Source organism: Streptomyces sp. AHA2, assembly GCF_036857595.1.
In the GTDB taxonomy this organism is placed as follows: Bacteria; Actinomycetota; Actinomycetes; order Streptomycetales; family Streptomycetaceae; genus Streptomyces.
This window is the reverse complement of the sequence record NZ_JAUQWJ010000009.1, coordinates 122,863-138,387: the sequence shown is the minus strand read 5'-3', so window position 1 is coordinate 138,387 and position 15,525 is coordinate 122,863. Positions and strand designations below refer to the sequence as shown.

The following is a 15,525-nucleotide window of genomic DNA, read 5'->3' as shown; positions in this document are numbered from 1 at the left end:
GCTGCGCCGATCCGAGGTTTGGGAAACCCGGATCCGGATAATGATCGTCCTGTTGTCAGTGCGGCCCGGTACGCTCGAAAGCACGATGACAGAGGACCTCTCACCGGCCGAGCGGTACGCGGCAGCCCGCAAGCGCGCTGCCGAGCAGGCCACCGCGCTCGCCTCCTTCCGCGAGATGTACGACTTCGGCCTCGACCCCTTCCAGATCGAGGCCTGCCGGGCGCTCGAGGCGGGGAAGGGCGTGCTGGTCGCCGCGCCCACCGGCTCCGGCAAGACGATCGTCGGCGAGTTCGCCGTCCACCTCGCCCTGCGGCAGGGCAAGAAGTGCTTCTACACGACGCCCATCAAGGCCCTGTCGAACCAGAAGTACGCCGACCTGTGCCGCCGCTACGGCACGGACAAGGTGGGCCTGCTCACGGGCGACAACAGCGTCAACTCCGACGCGCCGGTGGTCGTGATGACCACCGAGGTGCTGCGGAACATGCTGTACGCCGGTTCGCAGACCCTCCTGGGCCTGGGCTACGTGGTCATGGACGAGGTGCACTACCTCTCCGACCGCTTCCGCGGCGCCGTCTGGGAAGAGGTGATCATCCACCTCCCCGAGTCCGTCACCCTGGTCTCGCTGTCGGCGACCGTGTCGAACGCCGAGGAGTTCGGCGACTGGCTCGACACCGTCCGCGGCGACACCGAGGTGATCGTCTCCGAGCACCGGCCCGTGCCGCTGTTCCAGCACGTGCTGGCCGGACGGCGGATGTACGACCTGTTCGAGGAGGGCGAGGGCCACAAGAAGGCCGTCAACCCCGACCTCACGCGCATGGCGCGCATGGAGGCGAGCCGGCCGTCCTACCAGGACCGCAGGCGCGGGCGGTCCATGCGCGAGGCCGACCGCGAGCGCGAGCGCCGGCAGCGCTCGCGCATCTGGACACCGAGCCGGCCCGAGGTCATCGAGCGGCTCGACGCCGAGGGGCTGCTGCCCGCCATCACCTTCATCTTCAGCCGCGCCGCCTGCGAGGCCGCCGTCCAGCAGTGCCTGTACGCGGGACTGCGGCTCAACGACGAGGAAGCGCGCCACAGGGTCCGCTCCCTCGTCGAGGAGCGCACGGCGTCCATCCCCCGCGAGGACCTGCACGTCCTCGGCTACTACGAGTGGCTGGAGGGGTTGGAGCGCGGCATCGCCGCCCACCACGCGGGCATGCTGCCGACCTTCAAGGAGGTCGTCGAGGAGCTGTTCGTGCGCGGACTGGTCAAGGCCGTCTTCGCGACCGAGACCCTCGCGCTCGGCATCAACATGCCCGCCCGTTCGGTGGTGCTGGAGAAGCTCGTCAAGTGGAACGGCGAACAGCACGCCGACATCACCCCGGGCGAGTTCACGCAGCTGACGGGCCGGGCCGGCCGGCGCGGCATCGACGTCGAGGGCCACGCCGTGGTGCTCTGGCAGCGCGGCATGAACCCCGAGCACCTCGCGGGCCTGGCCGGCACACGCACGTATCCGCTGCGCTCCAGCTTCAAGCCGTCGTACAACATGGCGGTCAACCTGGTCGAGCAGTTCGGCCGGCACCGCTCGCGGGAACTGCTGGAGACGTCCTTCGCGCAGTTCCAGGCGGACAAGTCGGTCGTCGGCATCTCCCGCCAGGTGCAGCGCAACGAGGAGGGCCTGGAGGGCTACAAGGCCTCCATGACCTGCCACCTCGGTGACTTCGAGGAGTACGCGCGGCTGCGCCGCGAGCTGAAGGACCGGGAGAACGAGCTGGCCCGCCAGGGCGCCGTCCAGCGGCGTGCGGAGGCCGCCGTCGCGCTGGAGAAGCTCAAGCCCGGTGACGTCATCCACGTCCCCACCGGCAAGTACGCGGGCCTGGCCCTGGTGCTGGACCCGGGTCTGCCCGCGGGCCGGTCGAACGGCCATCGCGGCCTCGAGCACCACGACGGTCCGCGCCCCCTGGTGCTGACCGCGGAGCGGCAGGTCAAGCGGCTGGCGTCGATCGACTTCCCGGTGCCGGTCGAGCCGCTGGAGCGCATGCGCATCCCGAAGTCGTTCAACCCCCGCTCCCCGCAGTCCCGCCGGGACCTCGCCTCCGCGCTGCGCACCAAGGCGGGGCACATCCCGGCCGACCGGCACCGCAAGCGGCGCTCCCAGGCGGCCGACGACCGTGAGATCACCCGGCTGCGGACCGCCCTGCGGGCCCACCCCTGCCACGGGTGCAGCGACCGCGAGGACCACGCCCGCTGGGCCGAGCGCTACCACCGGCTGCTGCGGGACACCTCGCAGCTGGAGCGGCGGATCGAGGGCCGGACGAACACGATCGCGCGGACCTTCGACCGGATCGTCGCGCTGCTGACGGAGCTGGACTACCTGCGCGGTGACGAGGTCACCGAGCACGGCAAGCGCCTCGCGCGGCTGTACGGCGAACTCGACCTGCTCGCCAGCGAGTGCCTGCGCGCGGGTGTCTGGGAGGGCCTCGGCCCGGCCGAACTGGCCGGATGCGTCTCGGCGTTGGTGTACGAATCGCGCGTCGGCGACGACGCGATGGCGCCGAAGCTGCCGACGGGCAAGGCCAAGGCCGCACTGGGCGAGATGGTGCGGATCTGGGGCCGGCTGGACGCCCTGGAGGAGGAGTTCCGGATCAGCCAGACCGAAGGGGTCGGACAGCGCGAGCCGGACCTCGGGTTCGCCTGGGCCGCGTACATGTGGGCCTCGGACAAGGGGCTCGACGAGGTGCTGCGCGAGGCCGAGATGCCGGCGGGCGACTTCGTGCGGTGGTGCAAGCAGGTCATCGACGTGCTGGGCCAGATCGCGGCGGCGGCGCCGGAGGGTTCGTCCGTCGTGAAGAACTCGCGCAAGGCCGTGGACCTGCTGCTGCGGGGTGTGGTCGCCTACTCGTCCGTGGGCTGATCGCCCGCCCCGCGAGGTCACGCCCGCAGGCCCGACCGGCGACCTGTGAAGGCCCGTTCACCCGTCGCGGTGAACGGGCTTTCGTACGCCTGTACCTCGTCACACCCTGCATTCGAACGGTGTCGCAGCGTGCAACCGCGTGAGCCTACTATCCCTTCGCGACCGGTTTCCGGCAGTTGCTGAATATGACACGGCGATGATCCGGTCGGACTAAGCTCGCCCGCAGCGCCCCGCCTTGAGGTGAATTCGGGCGCTTGTTCCCCAATGCGCAGAAGATCCCGACAGTTTGATGACCTACCCCTCTGCACGTCCACGCGAACCTCAGTCGACTCCTGTCAGAAGGCCCACATGGTGAGTGTCCAGTCCCCGCCCGGTCGCCGTGAACTGCCCGCCGGGCGCCTCCTGTTGCTGCCGGCCATAGTGATGGCGGCGGCGACCGGGGCCGCCGTCGCCCTGGTGACGGCACCGGCCCGGCTCGCCGTCGGCTGGTGCGGTGGCATCGCCACCGTGCTGGTGGTCGCGACCGCGGCCGAGGCGGTACGCCGCGGCCGTGCGCTGCGCAGCCGGCACGCCGAGCACACCCGGCGCACCGCGTACCTCGAACAGCGGGTCGCCGCCCTGGAGAACGAACTGATCCGCTTCTCCCGGGAGATCATCCCCGCCGCGCTCGACCTGCTGCGCACCGGAGAATCGCCACGGGAGGTGATCCGCAAGCTCGGCGTCGCCAACCCGGCCTACCGCGACCTCCCCGCGGATCAGGTCGAGACGCTGCTGACGGTGCTGCGGATCGTGGACCGCGAAGTGACCATGCGGGACGCCGCGGCACGCTCCTTCGTCAGTGTCGCCCGCCGGGTGCAGGCGATCATCCACCAGCAGGCCGCCGAACTGCGCGAGATGGAGGAGGACCACGGCCGCAACCCCGAGGTCTTCGACGACCTGCTGCGCATCGACCACGGCAACGCGCTGATCGGCCGCCTGGCCGACTCCGTCTCCGTCCTCGGCGGCGGGCGGCCCGGGCGGCAGTGGCCCGAGCCGGTGTCGCTCTACAGCACCCTGCGCGGCGCCATGTCCCGCATCCTGGAGTACCGGCGCATCCAGCTGTCGTCGATCGCCAAGGTCAGCGTCAAGGGCATCTACGTCGAGCCGGTCATCCACGCCGCCGCCGAACTCCTCGACAACGCCACGCGCTACTCGCCGCCGCAGACCAAGGTCCACGTCACCGCGACCGAGGTGCAGACCGGTGTCTGCATCGAGATCGAGGACGGCGGCGTCAACCTCAACGAGGAGGCGCGGGCCCGCATCGAGGGCCTGCTGGAGGCCGCCAAGGCGGGCGTCGACCTGCAGGACATCGGTGAGCACCCGCGACTGGGCCTCGCCGTCGTCGGCCGTCTGTGCACCGCGTACAACATGCAGGTCTCGCTGCGCGCGTCCGCGTACGGCGGCGTGCGCGCCATCCTCATCGTGCCGAGCGAGATGATCACCCACGAGCCCGGTGTCGGCCTCGCCCACGGCATCGGCGCCACCGGCATCCCCATGACCGTCGGCATCCCCGAAGGCCCCAAGCGCACGCCCAAGAAGCGGCGCCCCACCAGTCCGAAGATCCCCGCCACGGTTTCCCTGGAGGACGACGACGTCCCCGAGGTCACCGAGTGGACGGCCAACGGCCTGCCGCAGCGCCGCAGCCGCGTGAAGATGCCGCTCGCCGAACGCCTGGCCCAGCAGGCCGCCTACGAGCAGGCCGACCGGGAGGCCGAGGAGCGCGGCGAGTACAACCCCTGGGCCACGATCCAGGAGCCGGAGCAGAAGCCGCTGCGCGACATGAGCGCGCCCGACGCCCCCGGCAAGGGCCTGGAGGCCTTCTGGGAGGGACTCAAGCAGGGCATCGAACCCGGCACCCACCCCACCGACTTCATCCGCAACCCGACCAAGTACCTGCACCTGATCAACGATCCGGCCCCCACCGAGGCCGATGACGAGGGGGACCTCAAGTGATCCAGCAGCGAGGCAACTTCGACTGGATGCTCAAGCAGCTCGCCGACGGCGTGCCGGGCATCGAGATGATCGTGGTGCTCTCGGCCGACGGACTGCGCATCGCCCGCCACGGCGGAGAGCCCGACGCCGCCGACCGGGTCGCCGCGGCCTGCGCCGGCCTGCAGTCCCTGGCGAGCAGCATCTGCCAGGAACTCACCGTCGGCGACGGGGAGATGAAGCTGGTCATGATCGAGATCGACCGGGGCTACTTCTACCTGATGAACGCCGGCGCCAACGCCTTCCTCGCGGTGCTCTCCGACGTCCGGTGCGAACCCGGCCGGATGAGCGCGATGATGCGCGACCTGGTCGTCCGGATCGGCGGGCACCTCACCAGCCCGCCCCGGCGGAACGGGCAGATCGTATGACCCCTCCCCAACGCCAGAGGCGCGACCCCGCACCGGATGCGCCCCCTCCCGAGGAGGGTGAGGGCAAGGTCCGCAACCCCGAGCGGATGTACGTGGTGGCCGGCCCGGACGGCGAACGGGCCGAACTCGACCTCGTGACGCTGATCGTGGCCCGCGCCGCGGACCCGCCGCCCTCCGCCTCCCCCGAGCAGGCGGCGCTGCTGCGACTGTGCGCCGCCCCCCTGTCCGTGGCCGAGCTGTCGGCCTACCTCCACCTGCCGTTCAGCGCCATGGGCACGCTGCTCACCGAGCTGCTGACGGCGGAACTGGTGCAGGCGCGCGCCCCGATCGTCCGCAAGGCGCGCTCCGACCGTTCCCTCCTCGAAGCGGTGATGCATGGACTTCAACGGCTCTGACACCATCCCGGGCCCCCGGGCCGAGGACCAGCTGCCCCAGACGGCGCAGGCCGCGGCCAAGATCGTGATCGTGGGCGGCTTCGGCGTCGGCAAGACGACCATGGTCGGCTCGGTCAGCGAGATCACCCCGCTGACCACCGAGGAGACCATGACGCAGGCCGGCATCGGCGTCGACGACAACTTCGGCTCCGCGTCCAAGACGGCCACCACCGTCGCCATGGACTTCGGCCGCATCAGCATCACCGAGCAGCTCGTGCTGTACCTCTTCGGCACGCCCGGCCAGCAGCGCTTCTGGTTCCTGTGGAACGGCCTGTTCGAGGGTGCGCTCGGCGCCGTCGTCCTGGTCGACACCCGCCGCCTGGAGGTCAGCTTCGACGTCATGGGGCGCCTGGAGGAACGCGGCGTGCCGTTCGTGGTCGCCGTCAACTCCTTCCCCGACGCGCCCCGTTACGCCGTCGAGGAGCTGCGCACGGCCCTCGACCTGACACCGGACATCCCGATCGTGGAGTGCGACGCGCGGCGGCGGGCCTCCAGCCGGGACGTCCTGATGACCCTCATGCGGTTCCTGCACTCACTCGCCATGACGGGCTCGCGCGCCTGATCCGCGGCGACCGCACCGCACCTCCCCCCCGTGACACCTGGAAAGCTCCGGAGCGACCACTGTGACGTCTGAATCCCACGCCCCGACCGGTACCGACGACGCCCGGCCCGGCCCGCCCCCCGGCTGCCCCGCGCACGGCCTCGGGCCCGGGGGACTGCACCGGCTGCACGAGGCGGAGGACCTGGGAGCGCTGTACGAGCAACTGCGGGAGCAGCACGGCCCCGTGGCGCCCGTCCTGCTCCACGACGACGTGCCGATGTGGATCGTGCTGGGCCACGCCGAGAACCTGCACATGGTGCGCTCGCCCTCGCACTACTGCCGGGACAGCCGGATCTGGACCCCGCTGCGGGAGGGCCTGGTCAAGCCGGACCACCCGCTGATGCCGCACATCGCCTGGCAGCCCATCGCCTCGCACGCCGAGGGCGACGAGCACAAGCGGCTACGCGGTGCCGTCATGGGTGCCATCTCCACCATCGACTTCCGCAGCCTGCGCCGGTACATCAACCGCAGCACGCAGGCGATCGTCAACCGGTTCTGCGAGGTGGGCGAGGCCGACCTGGTGGGCCAGTTCACCGAGCACCTGCCGATGGCGGTGATGTGCGAGATCCTCGGCATGCCCGACGAGTACAGCGACCGCCTGGTGGAGGCCGCCCGGGACGCGCTCAAGGGCACCGAGACCGCGATCGCCAGCCACGCCTTCGTGATGGACGCCCTCGGCCGGCTCACCGCCCGGCGCCGCGCCCAGCCGGAGGAGGACCTCGCCAGCTACCTGATCACCCACCCCGCCCGGCTGAGCGACGACGAGGTCCGCGAGCACCTGCGCCTCGTGCTGTTCGCGGCCTACGAGGCCACCACGAACCTGCTGTCGAACGTGCTGCTGACGGTGCTGATCGACCCGCGGTTCCGGGCACAGCTCAACGGCGGCCAGATGACGGTGCCGGAGGCGGTGGAGCAGTCCCTGTGGAACGAGCCGCCCTTCAGCACGGTCTTCGCCTACTTCGCCAAGCAGGAGACCGAACTGGGCGGCCAGCGCATCCGCCGCGGCGACGGCCTGCTCTTCGCCCCGCTGCCGGCGAACGTGGACCCGCGGGTGCGGCCGGACCTGAAGGCCAGCATGCAGGGCAACCGGTCCCACCTCGCCTTCGGGGGCGGCCCGCACGAGTGCCCGGGGCAGGACATCGGCCGGTCCATCGCCGACGTCGGCGTGGACGCCCTGCTGATGCGGCTGCCGGACGTCGAACTCGACTGCGACGAGGAGGACCTGCGCTGGACGGCGTCCATCGCCTCCCGCCACCTGGTGGACCTGCCGGTGACCTTCTCGCCGAAGCCGCCGCAGGACGTCTCCGAGCAGCCCCACCACAAGCCGGTCCCCGCGCAGCGCTCCGACTGGCAGATCGGTACCGTCCAGCCGCAGCTCCAGCCGCAGGCCCAGGCCGGGGCTGCGCCGCTGCCCGCAGCGGCCGCCGGCGCGGCACCCGCACCGGTCGCCGTGCAACTCGCCGCACCGCTGCCGCAGCCGGCCCCGGCGCAGCCCCGGCCGGTTCCGGTCCCGCCGGTGCAGGCGGCAGAAGAACCGGCCGGCCGCACGGGGGTGTGGCAGCGGTTCCTCAGCTGGTGGCGCGGTTACTGACCGTCCGCCGGGCCGCCGTACGTCCCGGCGGCCCACCGGTCGTACGAGGTCCAGGCGCCGAGCGTCCGGGTGCTGCGGAACCGGTGCTCCCGGCCCGTGACGGGGTCCTTGAACTCCAGTTCCCGGGCGAGGAGTTGCAGGGGGCGCCGGAAGTCGCCGGGCGGGGCCGGGGCGGTGATCGCGGGATAGAGGGGGTCGCCGAGGATCGGCACGCCCAGCGCGCTCATGTGCACCCGCAGCTGATGCGTCTGCCCGGTGCGCGGCAGCAGCCGGTACCGGGCGAGCCCGTCCGGCCCGTCCGGGCGCCGCCGCAGCAGTTCCACCTCGGTGACCGCGTTGGGCTCCCCGGGCACCTCCCGGGCGGTGAGCGTCCCGCGCTCCTTCACGATCCGGCTGCGCACGGTCCGGGGCAGGACGAGCGCGGGGTCGTACGGGGCGACGGCCTCGTACTCCTTGCGGACCAGCCGGTCGCGGAACAGGGTCTGGTAGGCGCCGCGCTCCTCGGGGCGCACCGTGAACAGCACGAGTCCGGCGGTGAGCCGGTCCAGGCGGTGCGCGGCGGTGAGCGCGGGGAGGTCCAGCTCCCGGCGCAGCCGCGCCAGCGCGGTCTCGGCGACATGACCGCCGCGCGGGGTGGTGGCCAGGAAGTGCGGCTTGTCGACGACGACGATGTGCTCGTCGCGGTGCACGACCCGAAGCGGGAACGGCACCGGCACCTCGTCGGGCAGCTCCCGGTGGAACCACACGAACGAACCGGGGGCGTACGGGGCGTCCGGGGCGACCGGCCGTCCGTCGGCCGTCACGATCAGCCCCGCCCGGAGCATCCCGTCGACGACGCCGTCCCCCGCCCCGCTGAGCCGTTCGACCAGATGGTCGCGCACGGTGGGCCACTCATCCGAGAGGGGCAGCCGCACGCGCACCGGGTCCACGCCGTGGCGCTGCGGCAGGGGCGAGGGCGGGATGCGGGTCTTGCGTCTCATCGCCGCCAGCGTACGAGCCCGGGCGGGGAGACGGGACACCGCTCCGGTTCACCGCCGGCGGTGGGCGGGCCCGGGCGAGAACACGGGCCGGACCCGGTGGGGCGCAGGCCGGGCGCGACGGGGCACCGGTCAGGCCGCCGGGGCGTTCTCCTGCTCGGCCTCGATCCGGGCGTTCCACTCCCGCTTGGAGGCCTGCCAGCCGTCCTCGTTGTGCCCGAGCCGCCAGTAGCCGGAGATCGAGAGGTCCTCGCGGGGGACGCCGCGCTCGACGCGGAGCAGCTTGCGCAGCTCCTTCACGAAGTGCGCCTCGCCGTGGACGAAGGCGTGCACGCGGCCTTCGGGGAACTCCAGGTTCCGCACGGCCTCGACCAGTGCCTCGCCCTGGGGCCGGCCGCCGCGGTGCAACCAGACGACCTCCACGTCGGAGTCGATCTTCTGCTCCTCCTCGGGGCCGGAGATCTCCACGAAGGCGTGGGCCCGGGCCCCCGGCGGCAGGGACTCCAGGGCGCGGGCGATCGCCGGGAGGGCGCTCTCGTCACCGACGAGCAGATGCCAGTCGGCGGCGGGGTCGGGTGTGTACGCCCCGCCGGGTCCCATGAACCGCACGGTCTCGCCCGGCCGGACGCGCATGGCCCAGGGGCCGGCCAGGCCCTCGTCGCCGTGGATGACGAAGTCGAGCGTCAGCTCGCGGTGCTCGGCGTCCCAGTGGCGCACCGTGTACGTACGGGTCACCGGCCACTGGTCGCGGGGGAGTTCCTCACGGACGCGCTGGAGGTCGAAGGGCTCCGGATAGGTCACGCCCCGCGGCGGGAACAGCAGCTTCACATAGTGGTCGGTGCAGGTGTCCGCCGAGAAGTCGGCGAGGCCCTCGCCGCCGAGCACCACGCGCTGCATGTGCGGGGTCAGCCGCTCGGTGCGGACGACCTGCGCGGAGTGCGTCCTGCGCGGCTGGCGTCCCGGTCGCTCTGCCATGAGGACCTCCCTGTCTCGCACGATTAGGGTTACCTAAGTTAGCACCCCGGCCGCCGCGTACACCTCCTGGCTCGAGGTTTCCGGCAGGCCGCCCGCCCCGGAGGGCCGACGGCGGTCACTGCGACAGCGTCACCAGCAGCCGCTCCAGCGATCCGCCCAGACCCCAGCGGACCGCCAGGGCCTCGAGGGCCGCCGGATCGCGCGGGCCGCGCGGCAGCGCGGTCTCCACCTCGGGCAGGGGCACGTCGTCCGCGACCCTGACCACCTTCGGCGCGACAGCCAGGTACGGACGCGCCTCGTCCAGCCGCCTGCGCTGCGTCGGTGTCAGCTTCGACCTCCGGTCCTCCACCGCCGCCATGATCCCGGCCAGGTCGCCGAACTCGGCCAGCAGCTTGGCGGCGGTCTTCTCGCCGATGCCCGGCACGCCCGGCAGCCCGTCGCTGGGGTCGCCGCGCAGCAGGGCCAGATCCGCGTACCCCTTCCCGTCGACCCCATACTTCTCACGCAGCACCGCCTCATCGGTGAGCTGGAGCGTGCCCACGCCCTTGAGCGGGTACAGCACGCGCACCCCGCGCGCGTCGTCCACCAGCTGGTACAGGTCGCGGTCGCCCGTGACGATGTCGACCGGACCCTCCGCCCGCGCGGTGAAGGTGCCGATCACGTCGTCCGCCTCGTACTCCGCGACGCCCACGCGCGCGATGCCCAGCGCGTCCAGCACCGCCTCGATGACCGGCACCTGCGGCGACAGGGTGTCCGGCACCTCCTCCTCGTCCGGGCCGGCCGGGCGCTCCTCGGCGACGCGGTGGGCCTTGTAGGAGGGGATCAGCTCCACGCGCCAGTGCGGCCGCCAGTCGGCGTCCATGCAGGCCACCAGGTGCCCGGGCCGGTGGTCCTTGACCAGGCGGTCGATGAAGTCGAGCAGTCCCCGCACGGCGTTCACCGGCGTGCCGTCCGGTGCCTTGACCGACTCGGGCACCCCGAAGTAGGCGCGGAAGTACAGGGAAGCGGTGTCGAGGAGCATCAGTCGTCCGGTCACGCCTCGCATCATGCCGTACGGCTCCGACAGCCACCCGGCACGTCGCCTCCGTGCAGCCCGTGTGCCCGAACAAGCGCCCTCCTGCGGCTCGTGTGCTGCCTCCCCCCGCGCTGGAGAAGCGGCAGCCTGGACAGCGGGATCGAGGGCCGCGGCCGCGGCAAGGAGAAGCAGGCCGTCGCCGCGTGGCTGGAGCGGCACCCGGAGATGGTGGACCGGATGGCGCCGCAGTAGGGTTCCGGGTGGGACGCGCGACACGCCGCGTCCCACCCACCCCACGATCCCACCAGCGGGATCCGGACAACCACAGAGCGCTACGCCACCCCCCGAACCCCTTTCCCCTCCCTGTTCCTCCCACGGGAGGAACGCCCGCCCCACCGCCCCGGGCGGCGGATCGTCTGGCGCGAACCGTCAGGTCGCGCACCGCCCGGTACGACGGCGATGCGACGGGCGCGTGATGCGGCCCGCCGAACATGCGTAGGGTGCAGACAGGCCGGCGGAAGGAGTGCGCCGGACCGCCGGGGCACGGGGAGCGGACGACGGGCGAAGGAGGGAGCCGGAGCGATGGGCGACCACAAAGAACAGTCCCTTCGGGTGGGCGCGGCCGTGCGCCGGCGGCGCCGCGCGCTGGACCTCACCCTTGCCGTCGTGGCCGAGCGCAGCGGCCTGTCCGTCCCCTTCCTCAGCCAGGTCGAGAACGACCGGGCCCGCCCCAGCCGCAGCTCCCTGGAGAAGGTCGCCGACGCCCTGCGCACGACCGCGGTGGAACTCCTCGCCGCGGCCGACCCCGCGTGCAGCGTCGACGTGGTCCGCGCCGACGAGCCCGAACCGCTGCCCCGCCCCCGCACCCGTTCCCTGGTGCGCGGGCACCACCAGATGCACGCCTCGGAGTTCACCGGCGACCACGACGCGGGTCGTGAATTCCAGTACCGCAACGACCAGTTGATGTACGTCGCGGACGGCGCGGTGGAGATCGAGGCGGAGGGCCGCGCCTACCGCCTCGGGCGCGGCGACACCCTGTACCTCACCGGCGGGGTGCGCCACCGCTGGCGGGCCGCGGAGTCGGACACCCGCGTCATCGTCGTCGCCGTGGCGGAGCACATCGAGGCGGTCCGGGACCGGCCGCGCCGGTGAGGGTCGTCTCGCTCGTCCCCTCACTGACCGAGGCCGTGGCCCGCTCCGCCCCCGGCGTCCTGGTGGGCGTCACCGACTGGTGCACGCACCCGCCCGCCCTGGACGCCGTCCGCGTCGGCGGCACCAAGAACCCCCGCGTGGACCTGATCGCCTCCCTCGAACCGGACCTGGTGATCGCCAACGAGGAGGAGAACCGCGCACCCGACCTGCAGGCCCTTCGGGCGGCGGGTGCCGGCGTCCTGGTGACCGAGGTGCGGGACGTGCCGCAGGCCTTCCGGGAACTGGCCCGGGTGCTGGAGGCCTGCGGGGTGCCGGCCCGTCCCCGCTGGCTCGACGAGGCCGAGGAGACCTGGGCGGCCCTGCCCGTGCCGATGGACCGGCCGCGGGCGGTCGTGCCGATCTGGCGGCGCCCCTGGATGGTGCTCGGCCGCGACACCTTCGCCGGCGACGTCCTGGCCCGCCTGGGCGTCGCGCTGGTGCACGCGGACCATCCCGACCGCTACCCGCGCGTCCCGCTGGAGGAGCTGCGTGACTGCGGCGCCGACCTGGTGGTCCTGCCGGACGAGCCCTACCGCTTCACCGCGGACGACGGCCCGGAGGCGTTCCCGGCGCTGCCCTGCGCCCTGGTCAGCGGACGGCACCTGACGTGGTACGGACCGTCACTGTGCGAGGCGCCGCGGGTGCTCGGCCGGGCCCTGCGAGCAGCGCGCCGCTGAGCAGTCCGCGCACGGTCCCGGCCACCGCGGTGCCCCACGCCGCCACCAGCACCGCGTACAGCACGACCGCCGGGCCCGCGTAGGCCACCAGCCCCGTGTGCCGCCCGAGGGCCTCGGCGCCCGTGACGCAGGTGCCGACCGGGAAGGTGAACGACCACCAGGTCATGGAGAACGGCATGCCCTGCCGCCGGGCCCGCCGGACGTGGGCGGCGGCCAGGCAGGACCACAGCAGCGCGAACCCCATGACGGGCACCCCGTAGAGCACGGCGAGGACACCGAAACCCTGGCTGTACGGCTCCGGAACGACTCCGGGGGCGACGTCCGCGAACGCGCCGACGGCGGTGGTGGACTGGCCGAGCGGCCCGAGCACCAGGAACAGCGTCGGGGTCAGGGCGAGAGGCAGCGGCCCGCCGGTGAGCAGCCGGGCGAAGACCAGCGGCAGCATCAGCAGGGTCGCCAGCAGACTCAGCCCGAACAGGGCGAGGCAGACGAGCAGCAGCGTCTGGCGGGGCTGCCCGGCCGGCAGGTGCGGCACCAGGTGCGGCCCGACGGCGGCGGACACCATCGGCGCGACCAGCGGCAGCAACCAGACCGGCGTGGCCTGCCCCGCCTCCGCCCGGTGCCGCACGGCCATCAGGTACGGGACGGCGACGGCGGCGGCCACTCCGAGCACCGTACCGGCGGTGAACAGCGCGGCGTCCAGGGCGACCGCGGCCCGCAGGCCGACGAGGTCCCGGCCGACGGACAGGGCACCGGCGCCGACGGCCAGCAGGGCCATGGCGAGGCAGCCGTAGAAGGGAGCCGTCGCCGGGTCGAGGAGATGGGCGCGCGCCTGGTCGCGGTGATGGCCCCAGTGCGCGGCCCGGGCGCCGAGCAGGACCAGCAGCAGGAGCAGCGAGAGGACCCAGACCGCGGTGAGCGCGGCGCGCAACCCGGGCACGTGCGGCGGCAGTCCGGCGCCGGCCGTGGCGACGACGGCCGTGCCCATGACGGTGGCGTACCAGTTGGGTCCGAGGTGTCGGACGGAGACGCGGAGTGCCAGGGGCCGGGCTGCGGTGACCATGCCTCCACGGTGGTGGCGGGGGAGCCGGGCCACCAGGGAGTGCGTTCCTATGGCGACATAAGCTGGGTTTATGAGCAACGCAGACGGTCGGGCCGGGCTTTCCGGGGCGGGATCCCTGGCGCACCGGGTCCCGGACCTCGGTGCGCTGGAGCTGCTGCTGGCGGTGGCACGGGTCGGCAGCCTCGGCGGGGCCGCGCGGGAGATGGGCATCACCCAGCCCGCGGCCAGCAGCCGGATCCGGTCGATGGAGCGGCAGCTCGGGGTGGCGCTGGTCGACCGCTCGCCGCGGGGTTCGCGACTGACGGACGCGGGGGCGCTGGTCACGGACTGGGCGCGACGGATCGTCGAGGCGGCCGAGGCGTTCGACGTGGGCGCGCAGGCGCTGCGCGACCGCCGTGACTCGCGCCTGCGGGTGGCGGCGAGCATGACGATCGCGGAGTACCTGCTGCCGGGCTGGCTGCTCGCGCTGCGGGCGCAGCGGCCGGACACGGCGGTGTCGCTGCACGCGGGCAACTCGACGGTGGTGGCGCAGCGGCTGCTGGCGGACGAGGCGGACCTGGGATTCGTCGAGGGCCTCAGCGTGCCGACCGGGCTGGACTCGGTGGTCATCGCCCACGACCGGCTGATCGTGGTCACCGCGCCCGGGCACACCTGGGCCCGGCGGCGGCGGGCGCTGGCGGCGGAGGAACTGGCCTCGACACCGCTGATCCTGCGGGAGAAGGGGTCGGGGACGCGGCAGGTGCTGGACGCCGCGCTGGGCGGCCTCGCCCGGCCCCTGATCGAGCTGTCGTCCACGACGGCGGTCAAGGCGGCGGCGGTGAGCGGGGCCGGGCCGGCGGTGCTCAGCGAACTCGCGGTGGGGGAGGAGCTGGGTATGCGGCGGTTGGTCCCGGTGCCGGTGGAGGGGGTCGCCCTGGCCCGCGACCTGAGGGCGGTGTGGCCCACGGGGCACCGCCCCACCGGCCCGGCGCGGGACCTGCTGTCGCTCACCCGGGGGTGACCGCGGGGGCTCGGCGCCCGGCCGCCGCCTCCACCAGCGCCCGCATCACCCGTGCGTCGTCCCCCATCTCCGGGTGCCACTGCACTCCCAGCACCCAGGGGGCGGACGGCAGTTCCACGGCCTCCACCGTGCCGTCCGCCGCGTACGCCGACGGCACCAGGCCCTCGCCCAGCCGGCCCACGGCCTGGTGGTGATACGTCGGGACGAACGTCTCCTCCGGTACGACCCCGGCGTACAGGCTCCCGGGCACCGGCTTGACGGCGTGGCCGCCGAAGACGCCCACGGCCTCGGCGTGCCCGTCGATGTGCTGCACCAGCGTGCCGCCCAGCGCGACGTTGAGCAGCTGCATGCCCCGGCAGATCCCCAGCAGCGGGACGCCCGCCGCCAGGGCCGCGTCGATCAGCGCCAGCTCCCAGGCGTCCCGCTCCGGCGCCGGCGGGCCGGTCCGCGGGTCGCGCTCCGCGCCGTAGCGGACCGGCTCCACGTCCGGTCCGCCCGCGACGACCACCCCGTCCAGGCGGGCCACGGTGGCCGCGGCCCGTTCCGGGTCGTCCGGCGGCAGCATCGCGGCCAGGCCGCCCGCCCGCTGCACCAGGCGCGGGTAGCCGACCGGCAGCAGCGCGGCCTCCAGCTCCCACACACCCCAGCGCGCACCGGCCTCCAGGTAGGTGCTGACCCCGATCAACGGCCTGCTCACCACGACTCCCTCATCACT

Annotated in this window: 15 protein-coding genes; 10 read left to right on the top strand and 5 right to left on the bottom strand. The window is 73.2% G+C overall.

Annotated elements, in window-relative coordinates; all coding sequences use genetic code 11:
• Positions 1 to 40: 40 nt before the first annotated feature.
• From Q5694_RS20085 to Q5694_RS20060, 6 genes are all read left to right on the top strand, one after another.
• Positions 41 to 2,890: a DEAD/DEAH box helicase gene (locus Q5694_RS20085; RefSeq protein WP_333934554.1), complete on the top strand. Its 2,850-nt coding sequence runs from the start codon at positions 41 to 43 to the stop codon at positions 2,888 to 2,890.
• A gap of 348 nt (positions 2,891 to 3,238) precedes the next feature.
• Complete coding sequence (locus Q5694_RS20080; protein ID WP_333934553.1) at positions 3,239 to 4,882, top strand: ATP-binding protein; 1,644 nt, start codon at positions 3,239 to 3,241, stop codon at positions 4,880 to 4,882.
• On the top strand, positions 4,879 to 5,286 hold the full coding sequence (locus tag Q5694_RS20075) for a roadblock/LC7 domain-containing protein (protein ID WP_333934552.1): 408 nt from the start codon (positions 4,879 to 4,881) through the stop codon (positions 5,284 to 5,286). Before Q5694_RS20080 ends, Q5694_RS20075 begins: the two co-directional genes overlap by 4 nt.
• Complete coding sequence (locus Q5694_RS20070) at positions 5,283 to 5,681, top strand: DUF742 domain-containing protein (protein ID WP_333934551.1); 399 nt, start codon at positions 5,283 to 5,285, stop codon at positions 5,679 to 5,681. The genes Q5694_RS20075 and Q5694_RS20070 overlap by 4 nt, the downstream gene beginning before the upstream one ends.
• The gene (locus tag Q5694_RS20065) at positions 5,662 to 6,282 is read left to right on the top strand and encodes a GTP-binding protein (RefSeq protein ID WP_333934550.1); all 621 of its coding nucleotides are present in this window, start codon (positions 5,662 to 5,664) and stop codon (positions 6,280 to 6,282) included. The genes Q5694_RS20070 and Q5694_RS20065 overlap by 20 nt, the downstream gene beginning before the upstream one ends.
• A gap of 61 nt (positions 6,283 to 6,343) precedes the next feature.
• Entirely contained in the window at positions 6,344 to 7,912 is a 1,569-nt protein-coding gene (locus Q5694_RS20060; protein WP_333934549.1) for a cytochrome P450, read from the top strand.
• Here Q5694_RS20060 and Q5694_RS20055 read toward each other — a convergent pair.
• The 3 genes from Q5694_RS20055 to Q5694_RS20045 form a co-directional block, all read right to left on the bottom strand.
• Complete coding sequence (locus Q5694_RS20055; RefSeq protein WP_333934548.1) at positions 7,906 to 8,892, bottom strand: RluA family pseudouridine synthase; 987 nt, start codon at positions 8,890 to 8,892, stop codon at positions 7,906 to 7,908. The two genes, Q5694_RS20060 and Q5694_RS20055, sit on opposite strands and share 7 nt — an antisense overlap.
• A gap of 129 nt (positions 8,893 to 9,021) precedes the next feature.
• On the bottom strand, positions 9,022 to 9,864 hold the full coding sequence (locus tag Q5694_RS20050; protein ID WP_333934547.1) for a siderophore-interacting protein: 843 nt from the start codon (positions 9,862 to 9,864) through the stop codon (positions 9,022 to 9,024).
• A 115-nt stretch (positions 9,865 to 9,979) separates the two neighbouring features.
• Entirely contained in the window at positions 9,980 to 10,909 is a 930-nt protein-coding gene (locus tag Q5694_RS20045) for a 5'-3' exonuclease (RefSeq protein WP_443040909.1), read from the bottom strand.
• Between the two features lie 81 nt (positions 10,910 to 10,990).
• Here Q5694_RS20045 and Q5694_RS20040 point away from each other — a divergent pair, with 81 nt between their 5' ends.
• From Q5694_RS20040 to Q5694_RS20030, 3 genes are all read left to right on the top strand, one after another.
• Positions 10,991 to 11,131, top strand: a complete 141-nt coding sequence (locus tag Q5694_RS20040; RefSeq protein ID WP_333934546.1) for a hypothetical protein — start codon at positions 10,991 to 10,993, stop codon at positions 11,129 to 11,131.
• A 330-nt stretch (positions 11,132 to 11,461) separates the two neighbouring features.
• Complete coding sequence (locus Q5694_RS20035; RefSeq protein WP_333934545.1) at positions 11,462 to 12,031, top strand: helix-turn-helix domain-containing protein; 570 nt, start codon at positions 11,462 to 11,464, stop codon at positions 12,029 to 12,031.
• On the top strand, positions 12,028 to 12,747 hold the full coding sequence (locus tag Q5694_RS20030) for a helical backbone metal receptor (RefSeq protein ID WP_333934544.1): 720 nt from the start codon (positions 12,028 to 12,030) through the stop codon (positions 12,745 to 12,747). Before Q5694_RS20035 ends, Q5694_RS20030 begins: the two co-directional genes overlap by 4 nt.
• Here the strand turns inward: Q5694_RS20030 and Q5694_RS20025 are convergent.
• Positions 12,659 to 13,810 (bottom strand): TDT family transporter, encoded by a 1,152-nt coding sequence (locus Q5694_RS20025; RefSeq protein ID WP_333934543.1) that lies wholly within the window; start codon positions 13,808 to 13,810, stop codon positions 12,659 to 12,661. The genes Q5694_RS20030 and Q5694_RS20025 overlap by 89 nt on opposite strands.
• Before the next feature lie 70 nt (positions 13,811 to 13,880).
• On the opposite strand from Q5694_RS20025, the gene Q5694_RS20020 reads away from it, so the two are divergent.
• Positions 13,881 to 14,810, top strand: coding sequence for a LysR family transcriptional regulator (locus Q5694_RS20020; RefSeq protein ID WP_333934542.1), 930 nt, complete (start codon positions 13,881 to 13,883; stop codon positions 14,808 to 14,810).
• Here the strand turns inward: Q5694_RS20020 and Q5694_RS20015 are convergent.
• Positions 14,797 to 15,510 (bottom strand): gamma-glutamyl-gamma-aminobutyrate hydrolase family protein, encoded by a 714-nt coding sequence (locus tag Q5694_RS20015; RefSeq protein WP_333934541.1) that lies wholly within the window; start codon positions 15,508 to 15,510, stop codon positions 14,797 to 14,799. The genes Q5694_RS20020 and Q5694_RS20015 overlap by 14 nt on opposite strands.
• Between the last annotated feature and the right edge of the window lie 15 nt (positions 15,511 to 15,525).